The 17684-nt window shown below is 69.2% G+C and carries 15 protein-coding genes; 11 read left to right on the top strand and 4 right to left on the bottom strand.

Going from position 1 to position 17684, the window contains the following annotated elements; translation table 11 throughout:
- Positions 1–10: 10 nt before the first annotated feature.
- The 4 genes from urtD to urtA are packed head-to-tail and all read right to left on the bottom strand — an operon-like array spanning position 11 to position 4919.
- Positions 11–889, bottom strand: coding sequence for an urea ABC transporter ATP-binding protein UrtD (gene urtD, locus D5041_RS00935; protein WP_010107568.1), 879 nt, complete (start codon positions 887–889; stop codon positions 11–13).
- The gene (urtC, locus tag D5041_RS00940) at positions 886–2025 is read right to left on the bottom strand and encodes an urea ABC transporter permease subunit UrtC (protein ID WP_265283631.1); all 1140 of its coding nucleotides are present in this window, start codon (positions 2023–2025) and stop codon (positions 886–888) included. Before urtC ends, urtD begins: the two co-directional genes overlap by 4 nt.
- Position 2026: 1 nt before the next feature.
- On the bottom strand, positions 2027–3601 hold the full coding sequence (urtB, locus tag D5041_RS00945; protein ID WP_265283632.1) for an urea ABC transporter permease subunit UrtB: 1575 nt from the start codon (positions 3599–3601) through the stop codon (positions 2027–2029).
- Positions 3602–3656: 55 nt separating this feature from the next.
- Positions 3657–4919, bottom strand: a complete 1263-nt coding sequence (gene urtA / locus D5041_RS00950; protein WP_010107565.1) for an urea ABC transporter substrate-binding protein — start codon at positions 4917–4919, stop codon at positions 3657–3659.
- Positions 4920–5210: 291 nt separating this feature from the next.
- On the opposite strand from urtA, the gene D5041_RS00955 reads away from it, so the two are divergent.
- From D5041_RS00955 to D5041_RS01005, 11 genes are all read left to right on the top strand, one after another.
- Entirely contained in the window at positions 5211–5915 is a 705-nt protein-coding gene (locus D5041_RS00955) for a DUF3334 family protein (protein ID WP_265283633.1), read from the top strand.
- Between the two features lie 155 nt (positions 5916–6070).
- Positions 6071–6382, top strand: a complete 312-nt coding sequence (locus D5041_RS00960) for an addiction module antidote protein (protein WP_010107563.1) — start codon at positions 6071–6073, stop codon at positions 6380–6382.
- A 215-nt stretch (positions 6383–6597) separates the two neighbouring features.
- On the top strand, positions 6598–7581 hold the full coding sequence (locus D5041_RS00965) for a sugar-binding transcriptional regulator (RefSeq protein WP_050809540.1): 984 nt from the start codon (positions 6598–6600) through the stop codon (positions 7579–7581).
- Positions 7582–7602: 21 nt separating this feature from the next.
- On the top strand, positions 7603–9045 hold the full coding sequence (locus tag D5041_RS00970) for an ABC transporter substrate-binding protein (protein ID WP_265283634.1): 1443 nt from the start codon (positions 7603–7605) through the stop codon (positions 9043–9045).
- A gap of 57 nt (positions 9046–9102) precedes the next feature.
- Positions 9103–10017, top strand: a complete 915-nt coding sequence (locus D5041_RS00975) for a carbohydrate ABC transporter permease (protein WP_265283635.1) — start codon at positions 9103–9105, stop codon at positions 10015–10017.
- 40 nt (positions 10018–10057) lie between these two features.
- Complete coding sequence (locus D5041_RS00980) at positions 10058–10912, top strand: carbohydrate ABC transporter permease (protein ID WP_010107554.1); 855 nt, start codon at positions 10058–10060, stop codon at positions 10910–10912.
- Positions 10913–10967: 55 nt separating this feature from the next.
- Positions 10968–12062, top strand: coding sequence for an ABC transporter ATP-binding protein (locus tag D5041_RS00985; protein ID WP_265283636.1), 1095 nt, complete (start codon positions 10968–10970; stop codon positions 12060–12062).
- Between the two features lie 26 nt (positions 12063–12088).
- A complete protein-coding gene (locus tag D5041_RS00990) occupies positions 12089–13234 on the top strand; it encodes an ABC transporter ATP-binding protein (protein WP_265283637.1) in 1146 nt (381 codons plus the stop codon).
- Between the two features lie 11 nt (positions 13235–13245).
- The gene (locus D5041_RS00995) at positions 13246–14907 is read left to right on the top strand and encodes an FGGY-family carbohydrate kinase (RefSeq protein ID WP_265283638.1); all 1662 of its coding nucleotides are present in this window, start codon (positions 13246–13248) and stop codon (positions 14905–14907) included.
- A complete protein-coding gene (locus tag D5041_RS01000) occupies positions 14904–15962 on the top strand; it encodes a 2-hydroxyacid dehydrogenase (protein WP_265258645.1) in 1059 nt (352 codons plus the stop codon). Before D5041_RS00995 ends, D5041_RS01000 begins: the two co-directional genes overlap by 4 nt.
- Positions 15963–15969: 7 nt before the next feature.
- A complete protein-coding gene (locus D5041_RS01005; protein ID WP_265283639.1) occupies positions 15970–17673 on the top strand; it encodes a glycerol-3-phosphate dehydrogenase/oxidase in 1704 nt (567 codons plus the stop codon).
- Positions 17674–17684 lie beyond the last annotated feature (11 nt).

A 17684-nucleotide genomic window follows, 5' to 3' on the forward strand; every position in this document is an offset into this window, starting at 1 on the left:
TTTCCCGGCGTCAGCGCCCCAGGTAGACCTCGATCACGCGCTCGTCGGCCTGCACCTGATCGAGCGTTCCCTGCGCGAGCACGGAGCCCTCGCACAGCACGGTGACGGTCTGCGCGATGCTGCGCACGAACCCCATGTCGTGCTCGACCACCATCAGCGAGTGCCGGCCCTTGAGGCGCAGAAACAGCTCGGCGGTGCGCGCGGTTTCTTCGTCGGTCATCCCGGCCACCGGCTCATCGAGCAGCAGCAGCTTCGGGTCTTGCATCAGCAGCATGCCGATCTCCAGCCACTGCTTTTGGCCATGGCTCAGGTCGCCGGCCCTGCGCGCCACGCTGCCGGCCAGGTGGATGGTGTGCAGGGTCTCGGCCAGGCGGTCGGACTGCGCCGAGTCGATGCGAAAGAACAGGCTGGACGCCACGCCCTTGTGCGTCTTCAAGGCCAGCTCCAGGTTCTCGAACACCGTGAGCTCCTCGAACACCGTGGGTTTCTGGAACTTGCGGCCGATTCCCAGGCTGGCGATCCCGGGCTCGTTGTGGCGCAGCAGGTCGATGGTCGAGCCGAAGTACACCGTTCCGCTGTCCGGCCGGGTCTTCCCGGTGATGATGTCCATCAGCGTCGTCTTGCCCGCGCCGTTGGGGCCGATGATGCAGCGCAGTTCGCCCGGCGCAATGTCCAGGCTCAGATCGTTGATCGCCTTGAAGCCGTCAAAGCTGACGTTCACGCCCTCCAGGTACAGGATGCGGCCGTGCGCCAGGTCCACCTCGCCGGGTGTGGCCAGGCGCGAGAAACCCGCGGCGCGCCCGCCGGACGCGGTCTGCCCCGGGGCCGCCAGACGGGCCTGCCTGTCGGCCAGGCGCCGCGCGCCCTGCTCCAGCAGATCGGGCGTCATGGCGCGGCCTCGGCCTTTGTCGCCCGGCCCCTGAGCTGCTTGAGCAGGCCGACCAGGCCATGGGGCAGGAACAGCGTCACGGCGATGAACAGCGCGCCCAGAAAATACAGCCAGAACTCCGGCGCCGTGACCGTGAGCCAGCTCTTCGCGGCGTTCACGACGAACGCGCCCACGATGGGTCCGATCAGCGTGGCGCGCCCGCCCACGGCGGCCCATACGGCGATCTCGATGGAGTTCGCGGCGCTCATTTCCCCGGGGTTGATGATGCCGACCTGCGGCACGTACAGGGCCCCCGCGACGCCGCACATCATGGCGCTCAGGGTCCAGACGCTGAGCTTGTACGGCAGCGGCGAATAGCCCGAGAACATCACGCGGCTCTCGGCGTCGCGCAGGGCTTGCAGCACGCGACCAAACTTGCTGCACACCAGCCAGCGCGCGAGCAGAAAGAAGCCGAGCAGGGCCAGGCCCGTGAGCACGAACAGCGCCATGCGCATGTTCTGCGTGGCGATCGGCTGGCCCAGGATGCGCTTGAAGTCGGTAAAACCGTTGTTCCCGCCAAAGCCGGTCTCGTTGCGGAAGAACAGCAGCATGGCCGCGTAGGTCATGGCCTGCGTGATGATGGAGAAGTACACGCCCTTGATGCGCGAGCGGAAGGCGAAGTAGCCGAACACGAAGGCGACTCCCCCCGGAACGACCACGATGAGCAGCAGCGTGGCCAGGAAGCTGTCCGACAACGCCCAGTGCCAGGGCAGTTCCTTCCAGTCGAGGAACACCATGAAGTCGGGCAGAGTGCTCTTGTAATTGCCGTCGCGGCCAATCTGGCGCATGAGGTACATGCCCATCACGTAGCCGCCCAGCGCGAAGAACAGGCCGTGGCCCAGGCTCAGGATTCCGGTATAGCCCCAGATCAGGTCCATGGCCAGCGCGCAGATGGCGTAGCACATGATCTTGCCCAGCAGCGCCACGGCGTAGTCGGAGAGGTGGAACATGCTGCCCGCAGGCAGCCACAGATTGAGCACGGGCGCGAGCGCGCAGACCGCCACCAGGGCCGCGGCGAAGGCCGACCAGCCCGCGCGCGTGAGCAGCGGTGCCGGGGCAGGCAGTTGGAGGGGGAGGGGAAGGGATGGCTCGGTCATGTCAATCCGCGCTGCGCCCCTTGAGCGCAAAAATGCCCTGCGGCCGTTTCTGGATAAAGACGATGATCAGCAGCAGCATGGCGATCTTCGCCAGCACCGCGCCCGCCCAGCCTTCGAGGAACTTGCTCAGCACGCCCAGGCCGAGCGCCGCGTAAACGGTGCCCGCGAGCTGCCCCACGCCGCCGAGCACCACCACCATGAAGGCGTCGACGATGTAGCTCTGCCCCAGGTCCGGGCCCACATTGCCCACTTGGCTCAGCGCGCAACCGGCCAAGCCGGCGATTCCCGAGCCGAGCGCAAACGCCAGGGTGTCGATGCGCGCGGTGTGCACGCCCATGCAGGACGCGATCGGCCGGTTCTGCGTGACGCCGCGCACGAACAGCCCCAGGCGCGTGCGCCCGATGATCCAGCCCATGCCCAGCAGGACGGCGATGGCAAAGCCCATGATCACCAGGCGGTTGTAGGGCAGCGTGAGGTTGGGCAGCAGCTGCACCCCGCCGCTCATCCACGCGGGGTTTTCCACGCCCACGTTCTGCGCGCCGAAGAGCGTGCGCACCAACTGCATCAGCACCAGGCTGATGCCCCAGGTGGCGAGCAGGGTCTCCAGCGGCCGCCCGTAGAGAAAGCGCAGCACGCCGCGCTCGAGCACCGCGCCCACCGCCGCCGCCGCGCCAAACGCCAGCGGCAATGCGGCGACCAGATACCAGTCGAAGGCCCCCGGGAAATACTTCTGGAAAACGCCCTGCACCACGTAGGTGGCGTAGGCGCCGATCATCATCAGCTCGCCGTGCGCCATGTTGATCACGCCCATCAGGCCGTAGGTGATGGCCAGGCCCAGCGCCACGAGCAGCAGGATGCTGCCCAGGCTGATTCCCGAGAACGCGGCGCCCAGGCGCTCGCCCCAGGCGAGCTGGCCGTCGATGGCGCGCAGCGCGGTGCCGAGCGCGGCCCGGACCTTTGCGTCCTCCTCGAGCGTGGCGCGCTCGTTGAGCAGCAGGCGCGTATCGGGCGTGGCGCTGGCCGACAGCGCCTGCGCGGCGGCGATGCGCTGCGCGGCGTCTGCGCTGCCCAGCAGCGTGGCGGCGCGGGCCAACTCCAGCTGGGCCCTGACGCGCGCCTGCGTTTCCTGCGCCAGCGCCCTGTCGAGCAGCGCCATGCGGCCCGCGTCGGGCGCGCGCGTGAGCGCGCGCGCGGCGGCCAGGCGCCGGGATGCGTCCTGGTCGAACAGCGCCAGGGTCGCCAGGGCCTGGTCGATCTCGCCGCGCATGCGGTTGTTGCTGATCACGTCTTCGGCGTCATCGGGCAGGGGCACCCCGGCGCCGGTGACCGGGTCCTGCCCCTGGTCGCCGCGCACGATCAGCGCCTTGCCCGCGGCGATCTTCACCGCGTCGTCGGCCAGCGCCTGCAAAAAGGCCGCGGTGCGCTCATCGGCGTGCACCACGGCCTGCTGCACGGCGGCCACGCGGTCGTCGGTGTCCCCTGCGGCCATGGCCAGCGCCTGCCCGGCGGTCAGTGCCTGGGCGGCGCCGGTGCACAGCATCAGGCCGGCGCACAGCGCCAGAAAGCATCGCAACATAAGAATCCGGTCAAGAGGGGGAGCTGGCTCCCCGCAAGCAGCAAAGAGCCGGAGCTTATTTCTTTTCGGGCGCGTCGGGCTTCTTCTCGTTGCCTTCAATGTACGGGCTCCAGGGCTTGGCCTTCACGGGGCCGGGGGTCTTCCAGACCACGTTGAACTGGCCGTCGGCCTTGATCTCGCCAATGAACACGCTCTTGTGCAGGTGGTGGTTCTTCTCGTCCATTTTGGAGACGATTCCCGACGGCGCCTTGAAGGTCTGCCCGGCCATCGCGGCGATCACCTTGTCCACATCGGTGCTCTTGGCTTTTTCCACCGCCTGCTTCCACATGTTCACGCCGATGTAGCTGGCCTCCATCGGGTCGTTGGTCAGCGGCTTGTCCTTGTGGCCGGCAATGGCCTTGGCCTTCGCGTAGTCGCTCCACTTCTTGATGAACTCGCTGTTCGCCGGGCCCTTGATCGATTGGAAGTAGTTCCAGGCCGCGAGATGCCCCACCAGCGGCTTGGTGTCCACGCCGCGCAGTTCCTCCTCGCCGACCGAGAAGGCGACCACGGGAACGTCCTTGGCCTTCAGGCCGGCGTTGCCCAGCTCCTTGTAGAAGGGCACGTTGGAGTCGCCGTTGATGGTCGAGACCACGGCAGTCTTGCCGCCCTGGCTGAACTTCTTGATGTCCGCGACGATGGTCTGGTAGTCCGAGTGACCGAACGGGGTGTACTTCTCGTCGATGTCGCCGTCCTTCACGCCCTTGGACTTGAGGTAGGCGCGCAGGATCTTGTTCGTGGTGCGGGGGTAGACGTAGTCGGTGCCGAGCAGCACCCAGCGCTTGGCGCTGCCGCCGTCCTTGCCCATCAGATAGTCCACGGCCGGGATCGCCTGCTGGTTCGGCGCGGCGCCCGTGTAGAACACGTTCTTGCTCAGTTCCTCGCCCTCGTACTGCACGGGGTAGAACAGCAGGCCGTTCATTTCCTCGACCACGGGCAGCACCGACTTGCGGCTCACCGAGGTCCAGCAGCCAAAGATCACCGCGACCTTGTCCTGGCCAAGCAGCTGCCGGGTTTTTTCGGCAAACAGCGGCCAGTTCGATGCCGGATCGACCACCACGGGTTCGAGCTTCTTGCCCAGCACGCCGCCCTGGGCGTTGATTTCGTCGATGGCCATGAGCACGGTGTCTTTGAGCACGGTTTCCGAAATCGCCATGGTTCCCGACAGGCTGTGCAGGATGCCGACCTTGATCGTGCCCTGCGCCTGGGCGGGGAGCGCGGACAGGCCGGCGAGTGCGGCGGCGGCCGCAAGGGCCTGGAGCGAATGGCGACGTTGCATGGATGCTTCTCCGGTGGGTGGTTTCAAACCGTTTCAAACGCGCCCGACGGGCCAGAGCAGGCTCATCGGGCGCTGGTCCGGATTCTGGGGCAGGGCGGGTGCGGCGCAAATACGCCGGGTGGCGTACATGTATCCTGCCGACGCCCGGACCGCCCGGACCGCCCGACCGGGCAGGACCTCCTCAGCGCCGGCGCGCGCCCTGCGGCGGCGTTGCGCTCTGGCCTCGCGCGGCGCCTTGGCCTATGCTGTGCGCAGCGTCCATCCCGGAGGGCCAAAGCGCCACAAGACACCATGAGCCAGTCCGAAAAAACCAGCGCCTACGGCACCGATGACCTGCTGATCAGCCTGTGCAACTCCGTCACCCGGGTGCTGAACCTGGCCACGCACAGTCCGATCCACTACTCCGGGATGGTCCAGCGCATCAGCAAGACCAGCCTCAAGCCGGACATCGGCTGCTTCGTGCTGTTCGACGGCGGCTTCTCGGGGCTGGTGATCATCAACTTCTCGGCCCAGGCCGCCATGGAGCTCTACGCCAACTACCTGCTCAACATGGGCATGTCCAGGGCAGACTTGGCGAGCTCGTACACGTCGGACGAGGTGAGCAACGTCATGGGCGAACTCATGAACCAGGTGGTGGGCGACTTCACGGGCAGGGTGCGGCGCGAACTGCAAACCCACATCACGCAGAACCAGCCCAAGGTGCTGGTGCTCAACAAGCAGGTCATGCTCAGCGTGAACGCCCACCTCGACAATCCCGAAGCCCGGCGCGTGAGCTTCTACACGGGGAGTAACAACATTTTCTATCTGGAACTCGCGATCGACCACACCGAGTTCATCAAGCTCCACGACTTCGAGGCCCAGGACGCACCCGACCCCGACGCGCTCATGGCCGAATCGCAGCCGCCGCAGCCACCACCGCAGACCGCACCCGACCCCGCAGCACACACCACGGGGCAGGACGACACCGAGTCCCTGCTCAAATCGCTGGGCATGTGAGGGGACGTTGCGGTGGGGTGGTGACGCCGGGCTGCATGCCTGCCGGGCCCTTTGTTTGCGCTTGATCAAGTGCGCTCGGCGGCGGCAGCAAGTCAACGCAGCAGGCCGACATGGACAAGGCCATCGAGATAGCAAAGTCTTTGGAGGATTGAACCATGACCAAGAAGATCAAAGTCTCCGAACTCCCCGAGTTCGATGCAGCCGAGTACCTGAACAGCGCGGAAGACGTTGCCGCGTACATCACGGCCGTTCTTGAAGAGAACGATCCCGGGCTGCTGGCGGCCGCTCTCGGAGACATTGCCCGTTCGCGCGGCATGACGCAGATTGCGCGGGATTCCGGCATCACCCGGGAAGCCTTGTACAAAGCCCTTCGGCCCGGGAGCGAACCGCGATTCGACACGGTAAGCCGCGTCTGTGCCGCCCTCGGTGTGCGCTTGGTCGCCCAACCCGTGCACGCCACAGCCTGACAGAGACCCCCGCCGCCAGCGGGCGACCCGAGCGCAAGGCTTGGGTCCGGGCCGGTCCGCCAGCCCCTTCTGGCGCATGCCCACCGGACGCCCCCCGAACCCGGAACGCATCCCCAGGGTAATCACCCGTGTGGTGTGCCGCTTTTCCGTGCACAGTATTGAACAAATGAATGTGTTCAGAACAATTGTTCTATCACCAAGAACCGGAGTCCGCCGTGGACGCTGAGCAGAGCCTGGCCATCCGCGCTGCGTGGCTCGCGTACGTGGGCGGCCATACGCAGGAGGAGATCGCCGAGCGCCTGGGAATCACCCGCGTCAAGGTGCAGCGGCTGGTGGCCTCGGCCATGAAGAACGGTCTGGTGAAGTTCTTCGTCGAAGGCGTCCCCGCCGAGTGCCTGGCGCTCGAAGACGAGCTCATGCAGCGCTTTGGCCTGGACCGCTGCGTGGTCGTTCCCGACGTGGACGACGGCACGCAGCCGCCGGAATCGACCATCGCCAGCCTGGCCTCTGCCGCCGCACGCTACCTGCACCGGCTGCTTGGCAGCGGCACGCTGCAGCGCGTCGGAATCGGCCAAGGCCGCACGCTGGCCGCAATGGTCGAGCGGCTGCCGAGCCTGCAGCTGCCCGGCGCGCGCTTTGTCTCGCTGCTCGGCAGCCTCACGCGGCGCTCCTCGGCGAATCCGTTCGACGTGATCGCCAAGCTGGCCGAGCGCACCGGCGGCGAGTGCTATTTCATGCCCGTGCCCTTCATCGCCGACAGCGTCGCCGACGCCGAGGTGCTGCGCGCGCAGCGCGGCGTGCAGGACGTGTTCCGCCTGGCACGCGAATGCCAGCTGTGCGTGGTCGGAATCGCCGACCTGACGCCCGCAACGCATCTGCTGCGCAGCCAGTCGCTGACCCCTGCGGAGCTCAAGTCGATCCGCGCCGCGGGTGCGGTGGGCGAGCTCGCGGGCCGCTTCATCGCGGCCGACGGCAGCCTGATCGCGCATGAAATGAACGCGCGCGCCGTCGGCGTTGGACTCGACGAGCTGCGCGGTCGCCAGGTGCTCGCCGTCGCGGGCGGCAAGTACAAGGCCGAATCGATCCGGGCGGTGCTGCGCACCGGCGTGTTGACGGCCCTGATCGTGGACGAGGCCACTGCCAAGGCGGTGCTTCGAACCCGGGGAAGCGGCGCAGCAGCCGGGACCCGCTCACATTAAAAAAAACCGGAGACGCACACCATGTCTGAAACACTCAAGGCCCTGGCCCGGGCCTGTCACGCGCAACGGCTGGACCGCCGGGGCTTTCTCGCGCGCGCCGCGGCGCTCGGTTTCAGCGCCAGCGCCGCGGGACTGATGCTCAACGCAGTGTCCACCGAAGCCCTCGCCGAGGACGGCGGCGTGGACTTCATGAAGCACAAGGGCAAGACCATCCGGCTGCTGCTGAACAAGCATCCCTACGTGGACGCGATGGTCAGGAACATCGAAAACTTCAAGACCCTGACCGGCCTGAACGTCGGCTACGACATCTTTCCGGAAGATGTCTATTTCGACAAGGTGACCGCGGCCCTGGCGAGCAAGAGCAGCCAGTACGACGCCTTCATGACCGGCGCCTACCAGACCTGGAAGTACGGCCCGGCGCGCCAGATCGTCGATCTGAACCAGTACCTCACGGACCCCCGGCTGACCTCGGCCCACTACGCCTGGGACGATGTCTACCAGAACCTGCGCGCGGCCACCGCGTGGGACGGCAGGGCCGGCTCCGCGCTGGGCGGCCCGGGCGCGAAGCAATGGGCGCTGCCCTGGGGCTTCGAGCTCAACAGCCTGTCCTACAACAAGCGCCTGTTCGACTCCCTGAAGCTGAGCGTGCCGACGAACCTCGCGGACATGGCCGACAAGGCCGCGCGCATCAGCAGGAGCGGCAAGGGCTACGGCATCGGCGTGCGCGGCTCGCGCAGCTGGGCGACGATCCACGCGGGCTTTCTGTCCGCGTACACGAACTTCGGCAACAAGGATTTCACCAGCGCGGACGACAAGCTGGCGCCGGCGATGAACACGCCGCAGAGCAAGCAGTTCCACCAGCAGTGGATCGACATGGTGAAGAACGGCGGGCCAAAGAACTGGACCAACTACACCTGGTACGAGGTCGGCAACGACCTGGGAGCGGGCAACTCCGCGATGGTCTACGACGCCGACATCCTGGGCTACTTCTTCAACGGCGGCAGCAACCAGGAGGCGGGCAACCTGGCCTACGCCGCGTTCACGCCGAACCCGGCTGCCAAGGCGCCCACGCCGAACATCTGGATCTGGTCGCTGGCCATGAGCGCGTTCTCCAAGCAGAAGGAGGCCGCCTGGTTCCTGCTGCAATGGGCCACCGGAACGCAGAACACCACCTTCGGCGCGACCCGGGGTGACCTGGTGAACCCGGTGCGCAAATCGGTGTGGGAGAACGCCGATTTCAAGGCGCGGCTCGACAAGTCCTACCCCGGCTACCTCAAGCAGTACCTGGCCAGCGTCGAGGGCGCGAAGATCTATTTCACACCGCAGCAGCTGTTCCCCGAGTTCACCACCGACTGGGCCTCCACGTTGCAGCAGATGTACGGCGCAACGCTGCCGGTGGACGAAGGGCTGGACAAGCTCGCCGAGGGACTCACGCGCAAGCTCCGGGGCGTGGGCCTGGCCTGATCCCGCGCGCGGCGCCCCGTCCTCACCCCAAGCCCCGGTGCCCAGGAAGCCCCCGTGATGGCCGCCCCGACCGTGCGCCCGCGCAGCCACCCACGCGCGCGCACGCTGCTGCCCTACCTGCTGAGCCTGCCGGCGCTGCTGGTGTGCGTCGGCATCCTGATCCCCTTCTTCACCGCCGTGGGCTATTCGTTCCAGCGCTACAACCTGTCCTTTCCGGAGCAGCGCGCGTACGTCTGGTTTGCGAACTACGTGGACCTGTTCACCGACGGCGCGTTCTGGAACACGGTGCGCGTGTCGCTGGTCTACACGCTGGCCACGGTGGGCGTGCAGCTGCTGCTGGGAATGGGCATCGCGCTGCTGCTCAGGGAGCGCAACCGCGTGAACAACGCGCTGAGCGTGCTGCTCATCCTGCCGCTGATGGTCGCGCCGGCGATCGCGAGCCTGATGTGGAAGCTCATGACCAACCCCGGCTTCGGCGTCCTGAACTACCTGCTCGGGCTGCTCGGCGTGAGCGACTTCGGCTGGTCCTCGCAGCCGCAGACGGCGATGTTCACCGTGGTGCTGGTGGACACCTGGGTCTACACCCCGTTCATCGTCGTGCTGCTGCTCGCCGGGCTGCGCGCGCTGCCGCCGCAGCCCTTCGAGGCGGCGCGGCTCGACGGCGTCCCCGCGAGTTTCGTGTTCTTGCGCATCACCTTGCCGATGCTCACGCCGTACATCCTCACGGCCGGCATGTTCCGCATGCTCGACAGCATCCAGCAGTTCGACATCATCTATTCGATGACCCAGGGCGGCCCGGGCGACGCGCTCACCGTGTTCCAGGTGCAGGCCTATCTGGAGGCGTTCAGCTTCTCGAACATCGGCCGCTCGGCGGCGCTGGTGCTGATCCTCTGGGCCATCACCTACGCGCTGTCAACGCTGTTCATCCGGCATTGGCTCACGCTGCGGCAAAGAGCCCGCGGGCAGGTCTGACACCTGACGCCTGGCGCGCAACCCGGGAGACGGACACACCATGGACTCCACCCTCTTGCGGCGCCTGGCGCGCCCCGTGCTGCTCACGGCCGTCGGGCTGTTCTTCCTGTTCCCCTTCGTCTGGGTCCTGCTGATGTCCTTCATGACGAACCAGGACATCCTGCGCAGCACGCCCACGCTGGCCTTCAGCCCCACGCTGGAGAACTACGCCGCGCTGATCGCGGGCCAGCTCAGGACCGACGTGGGCATGCTGCCGAGCGACTACATGCGCAACCTCTGGAACAGCCTGCTGCTGTCGGGCGCGTCGGTGCTGCTCTCGCTGCTGCTCGGCGTGCCCGCGGCCTACGCGTTCGCGCGCTTTCGGTTCCGGCTCGGCGAGGACATTGCCTTCATGCTGCTGAGCTTTCGTTTCGCGCCGCCCATTTTGGTGCTGCTGCCCTTGCAGCTGTACTTTCAGGAGATCGGCCTGTACGACACCTACGCCGGGCTGATCTGGGTGTATCAGCTCATCACGCTGCCGCTGATCCTGTGGATCGTGCGCGGCTACTTCGAGGACATCAGTCCGGACATCGAGAACGCCTACCGCCTCGACGGCCACAGCTGGATCAAGGGCTTTTTCCGCATCGCGATCCCGCTGGCGCGCCCCGGAATCGCCGCTGCGGGCCTGCTCGCGTTCATCTTCGCGTGGAACAACTTCGTGTTCGCGCTGATCCTCGGCTCGTCGAGCGTGCAGCCGGTCACGGTCGGGGCGCTGGCCTTCATCACCGCGTCCGGAATCCAGTACGGCCAGATCGCGGCGGCGCTGATGATCAGCGTGCTGCCCACGGCGGGAATCGCCCTGTTCGCGCAGCGCTACCTCGTCGAAGGGCTGAGCCTCGGCGCGGTCAAGGGCTGACGCACGGCCGCGCAATCCACTGAAATGTGCAATGAAAGCGCGCAAGGAACCCCGCATGCCCCATCTGAAAATCAGCGGCCTGTCCAAGGGCTTTGGCCGCAAGCAGGTTCTCGACGGCCTCGACCTGGAGGTGCAGCGCGGCGAATGCCTGGTGGTGTTCGGCGGTTCGGGATCGGGCAAGACCACGCTGCTGCGCCACATCGCCGGCCTGCTGACGCCCGACGCGGGCCAGGTCTGGATCGACGGCCAGCCGGCCGGGGACGCCGGCGCGCAGCAGCGCGACGTGGCCATGGCCTTCCAGAACTTCGCGCTCTACCCGCACATGAGCGCGTTCGAGAACATCGCCAGCCCGCTGCGCGCGCGCAGGATGGACGAGGCCGCGATCGCGCAGCAGGTCCGGGAGGTGGCGGCGCTGCTGCGCATCGGGCCGGTGCTCGGCCACAGCCCCCGGCAGCTGTCCAACGGCCAGAAGCAGCGCACCGCGCTGGCGCGCAGCCTGGTGCACAGGCCGCAGATGCTTCTGCTCGACGACCCGCTGCGCAACGTGGACGCGAAGATCCGCTTCGAGATGCGGATCGAGTTCCCGAAGCTGTTCCGGGCCTTCGGCTCGACGGTGCTCTACGTGACGCAGGACTACCGCGAAGCGCTGGCGCTCGGCGACCGCATCGGCGTGCTGGTGGACGGCCGTTTCCAGCAGATCGACTCGCCCGCCGGCGTCTACCACAATCCGCAAAGCCGCGCGGTGGCGCGCCTGTTCGGCGACCCGCCGATGAACCTCCTGGAGGTGACGCCGCGCCGCCGCCCGGGCCCGGGCGGTGCGCTGGAAGTGCCCATTGGCGCCCGGGCGCTGGCCCTGCCCGAGCCGCGCGCCGACCTCGCGGGCCGCCGCTGCGTGCTCGGCGTGCGCCCCGAGGACCTGCTGTTCGGCACCGACCCCCGCCCCGGCGCGCTGCCCGTGACCCTGGAGGCGGCGATGCCGATGAACGTGCGCACCGTCGCGCTGCTCAGGACCGACGACGGCGTGGAACTGCTGTCGAGCCGGCCCGAGGACCCCGCCCTCGCCGCGCAGCGCGGGCACCTGCGCGGCTTCGCCACGCTCGCGCCCGGGCGCAGCATGTTCTTCGACCCGGTCAGCGGGGCGCGCGTCTGAAGCCGGCCGAACCAGGACTCCCAGCCATGGCATGCGTCACCCTCCGGAACGTCAGCAAGATCTACGACCGCGCGGACAGGTACGTGGTGAAGTCGGTGAACATGCAGATCGGCGACGGCGAAATCGTCTCGCTGCTCGGCTCGTCGGGCTGCGGCAAGACCTCGACGCTGCGCATGATCGCCGGCTTCGAGACGCTCAGCGAAGGCAGCATCCGCATCGGCGACCGGGCCATCGACCAGCTCGCACCCGCCGAACGCAACGTGGCCATGGCCTTCGAGGGCTACGCGCTGTACCCGCCGCTGAGCGTGCACGAGAACATCGCCTTCAGCCTGCTGCGCGGCAAGACGCCGCGCGAGCAGGTGCGCGCGCGCGTGCGCCAGGTCGCCGAACTGCTCGAAATCACGGACATCCTCGACAGCTACCCGCCCACGCTCTCCGGCGGACAGCAGCAGCGCGTGAGCCTGGCGCGCGCGCTGGTACGCCACGCCGACCTGCACCTGCTCGACGAGCCGATGTCGCAACTGGAGCCACAGCTGCGCGCGCTGCTGCGCGCGCGCATCAAGGACTATCTGGTCGCGCACCGGATGACCGTGCTGTGCGTGACGCACGACCAGACCGAGGCCATGGCGCTGTCCGACCGCATCGCGGTGATGTCCGACGGCGTGTTGCAGCAGTTCGCCACGACCGAGGACCTCAAGGAGCGGCCGGCGAACCTGTTCGTTGCCGGCTTCATCGGCGAGCCCGCGATGAACCTGCTGCCGGCCCGGGTGTCGCGCCGCGGGAGCCGGATCGGGGTCGTTCTGCCCGCCGCGGCGGGCACCGAGGCGCTGCGCCTGGACCTGGGCGACAGCGCCCGCGTGCCCGCCGCGGACGGCCTGCGCGACGGGCACGCAGTGCATCTGGGCGTGCGGCCGCACAAGGTGCGCGTCGGCACCGCGCCGGCGGGCGACAACACGAACACGCTGCACGGCACACTGGCCTTCAACCAGTGGCAGGGCGACCAGAGCCATATCGGCATTCACCTCGGGGGGCCGACGCTGCTGCTCGTGGTGACCGACGGCGCGGTCGATCTGGCCGAGCACAGCCCCGTCACGCTGGACCTGCCGCAGGCAGCGCTGCACCTGTTCGACAGCCACAGCGGACGCGCCCTGCTGCACGGCGCCGATCTCTGAGCCCCAAAACCATGCAGCAGCAAGACCTCATCATCGGCGTTGACGCCGGCACCTCGGTCATCAAGGCCGTGGCCTTCGACCGCGAAGGGCAGCAGCTGGGCCTGGCCAGCACCCCGAACCGCGTGCTCTACGGCGCGCACGGCGCGGCCGAGCAGGACATGGACCGCACCTGGGCGGACACCGCGGCCACGCTGCGCCTGCTCGCGCAGCAGGTGCCCGACCTGGCCGGGCGCAGCGCCGCGCTCGTGGCCACGGCGCAGGGCGACGGCACCTGGTTGATCGACGCCGCAGGCCGGCCCGTGGGACCGGCCATGCTCTGGCTCGACGCGCGCGCCGCGGGCGAGGTCGCCGCGCTGCGCGCGAGCGCGGCCGCCGCGCCGCTCGCGGAACGCACCGGCGCAGCGCTCAACGCGTCGATGCAGAGCGGGCAGCTGCTGTGGCTGCGCCGCCACGCGCCGCAGCGCCTGGCGCGGGCCACGACCGCGCTGCATTGCAAGGACTGGCTCTACTTCCAGGCCACCGGCGTGCGCAGCACCTGCAACACCGAGGCCATCTTCACCTTCGGCAACTACCGCAGCGGCGCCTACGACGAAGAAGTGCTCGCGCTGCTCGGCCTGCCCGAGCTCGCGCGCCTGCTGCCGCCCATCGTCACGCCCGGATCGGCGCATGCGCCGCTGACGCGCGCGGCCGCGCAGGACACCGGCCTGCGCGCGGGAACGCCGGTGGTGCCCGCGCCCATGGACGTTCCCGCGACCCTGCTCGGCTGCGGCGGCATCGCCTATGGACCGCAGGGCCTGCTGCGCAGCGTCGGCTGCTCGGTGCTCGGCAGCACCGGAATGCACGGCTGGGCGAGCACCGACCTGCAAGCCATCCGCCCCAGCGCCGAGGCCGGCTACACGATGCTCATGCCGCTGCCCGGCGTGTGCATGCGGCTGATGTCGCATATGGCGGCCACGCTCAACATCGACTGGCTCCTGGGGCTGCTGGCGCAGGCCGCCGAGTTCGCGGGCGCCCCCGTGCCCGCGCGCGCCGCGCTGCTCGAACGGCTCGACCACGCCGTGCTGGCCGCCGCGCCGGGGCAGGCGATCTTCCATCCCTACGTCGCCGAGAACGGCGAGCGCGGCCCCTTCGTAGACCCCTGCGCGCGGGCGCAGCTCAGCGGCTTTGGCGCCAGCCTGGGTTTGTCCGGCCTGGCGCGCGCGGTGTACGAGGGAATCGTCTTCGCGGCGCGCGACTGCTACGCGGCGTTCGGCCCGATACCCGAAGAGATACGCCTCGCAGGCGGCGCGGCGCGCAGCCCGGCGCTGCGCCAGCTGCTGGCCAACGCCACCGGCCGGCCGGTGCGCGTGAGCCGGCGCGAGGAATGCGGCGCTGCGGGCGCGGCGCTGCTCGCCGCCGTCGCCATCGGCGAATACGCGAGCCTGCGCGACGCGCTGCCCCGCTGGGTCGACAGCCACCTCGACGCGCACGTCACCGCGCCCGACCCCGCGCAAACAGCGCTGTACGACAGGCTGTTCCCGCTCTACCAACAGGCCGCAGCGCGCAGCCGCCCGCTCTGGGCCGCCCTGGGCGCGCTGCGCAGCGGCACGTCCACCGGCCTTGCGGACGCAGCGCCCGCAAGGTCCCCCCCGGCGAGCGCCGCCGCCACCGCAAGCCGAGGAACCCGCGCATGAGACATCTGAAACTCGCCATCATCGGCGACCAATTCATGAAAGCCCACTACTTCAGCGACGCCCTGCGGGCGGTCCTGCCGCAGGCGCAGCTGGACGTCCGCACGCTGGAACTCGACTGGCCCGACACCCCCACGGTGCACGGCTACGGCGCCGAGGCCGAGGACCCGCAACTCCAGGGCCTGAGGGAATACCTCGGCGCGCCGCACACGCTGGCCACCTTCATCGGCGACGCCGAGGTGCTGCTGAACCATTTGGCGCCCGTGACCTGCGGCATGCTCGCGCGCTGCGCGCAGCTCAGGCTGCTCGCGGTCGCGCGCGGCGGCCCGGTGAACATCGACATGCAGGCCGCGCGCACGCACGGCCTGCGCGTGGTGTACACACCGGGGCGCAACGCGAGCGCGGTGGCGGAATTCACCATCGGCATGGTCCTCGCGCAGACGCGGCGCATCACCCAGGGCCACGTGGCGCTGATGCACGGCCAGTGGCGCGGCGACCTCTACCGCGCCGACCGCACCGGCGAAGAGCTGTGCAACCAGACGCTGGGACTCATCGGCTACGGCCATATCGGCAGCCGCGTCACCAAGCTGCTGCGGCCCTTCGGCTGCCGCATCCTGGTGAGCGACCCCTATGCGCAACTCGACGCCACCGACCGCGCCGCAGGCGTGCTCCAGGTTGACCTGGCCGAATTGCTCGCGCAGTCCGACGTGGTCTCGCTGCACGCGCGCGTCACGCCCGAGACCACCGGCTTCATGAACGCGCAGGCTTTCGCGCAGATGAAGGAAGGCGCCTGCTTCATCAACACCGCGCGCGGCCCGCTGGTCGACTACGCCGCGCTGTACGCCGCGCTGCAAAGCGGCAGGCTGCGCGGCGCGGCGCTGGAGACCTTCGGCACCGAGCCCTGCGACCCGGCCGACCCGCTGCTGCGCCATCCGCACGTGACGCTCACGCCGCATATTGCAGGCGCGTCGATCAAGACCGTGAAGTACGCCGCCAGCCTGTGCGCCGAAGAAGTGCGGCGCTACCTGCAGGGCGAAGCCCCGGCGCACCCCTGCTGAAACAGCGATGGCGCAGCAGCCCCCAAGCCCGGCGCCCGCCGCGCACGACCCGACCTGGTTGAACTGCGCGCAGCGCAGCCGCGACCTCGCCGCGGCGGGCGCCGGCTGCGCCGACCTGCTGGTGATCGGCGCCGGCGTCACCGGCGCCGGCGCCGCGCTCGACGCGGCGGCGCGCGGCCTGTCGGTGGTGCTGCTGGACGCGGACGACATCGCCGCAGGCACCTCGTCGCGCTCGGGAAAAACCTTCCACGGCGGCCTGCGCTACCTCGAACAGCTGAACTTCCGGCTGGTCGCGCAGGCCATCGAAGAGCGCGACCTGCTGCTCAAGACCCTGTGCCCGCACATGGCGCACCCCGAGGCCTTCGTCTACCCGCTCACGCACGCATTCTGGGAACGCGCCTACGTGGGCGCGGGCGTGCTGCTGTACGCGCTTTTCGGCCGCAAGGGCGGCGCGGTCCCGCGGCCCAGGCATTTCAGCCGGGCCGGGCTGAAGGCGCATATTCCGTCGATCGACGCGCAGCGCGTGCGCGGCGGAATCCAGTACCACGACGCGCTCACGGACGACGCCCGGCACACGCTGGCCGTGGTGCGCACCGCAGCGGGCCATGGCGCCCGGGTGATTACGCGCGCGCCGGTGGTCGGTTTTCTGCGCGACGGCGACCGGGTTTGCGGCGTGCTGGTGCGCGACGCCCTGACGGGCGCGACGCAGCGCATCGCCGCGCGCGCGGTGATCAACGCCACCGGCGTCTGGGCCGACGAATTGCAGCAGCTGGCGGGCGCGAACACCTTCCGCGTGCAACCGGCCAAGGGCGTGCACCTGCTGCTGCGGCCCGACGCGCTGCAATCGGAAAGCGGAATCCTGGCGCGCGCCGCGGACTCGGTGATCATCGCCCGGCGCTGGTACGGCTACTGGCTCGTGGGCACCACGGACTCGCCGTGGAACGGCGCCAAGTCGCAGCCCGTGGCCGAAGCCGCCGACGTGGACTACCTGCTCGACAACCTGAACCGCTACCTCGCGCGCAAGGTCGGCCGCGCCGACGTGCTCGGCGCATACGCCGGCCTGCGCCCGCTGCTCAAGCCGGTGGGCGAGAACGCGGAGACGACCAGCGCGCTCTCGCGCGAGCACGCCGTGCTCCCGGGGCCGGCCGGGTTGACGACCATCGTCGGCGGCAAATACACCACCTACCGCCGCATGGCCCGCGACGCCGTGGACGCCGCGCTGCGGCCGCTGGGCGTGGACACGCCCTCGCGCACCGCCACGCTGGCGCTCGTGGGCGCCGCGCGCTGGGCCGCCGTGCGGGGCAGCGGCGCGCAGCTCGCGCAGCGCCTTGGCCTGAGCGCCGCCGCGGCCGAGCGCCTGCTGCAACGCCACGGCGACCGCGTGCACGAACTGCTCGCGCTCGCCGACGCGCAGCCCGAACTGGGCCTGCCGCTGCCCGGCGCCGCGCACTACCTGACCGCCGAACTCGTGTACGCGGTGCGCGCCGAGGGCGCGCAAACGCTGGCCGACCTGCTGGTGCGCCGCACGCACCTGTCCATCGAACTGCCCGACGGCGCGCGCGCACTCGCGCCATTCGCCGCCAACCTCGTGGCGCCGCTGCTGGGCTGGTCGGCGCAGCGCGTGCAGTCCGAACTCGCGGACTACCGTGCGCTCATCGACGCCGAGCGCGCCGCGTTGTGCGCCGTGCACACACCGGACGCAGCCGGCTGATCCTTCCCCAC

The sequence above is a fragment of the Verminephrobacter aporrectodeae subsp. tuberculatae genome (assembly GCF_026127385.1).
Taxonomy (GTDB): domain Bacteria; phylum Pseudomonadota; class Gammaproteobacteria; order Burkholderiales; family Burkholderiaceae_C; genus Acidovorax; species Acidovorax aporrectodeae.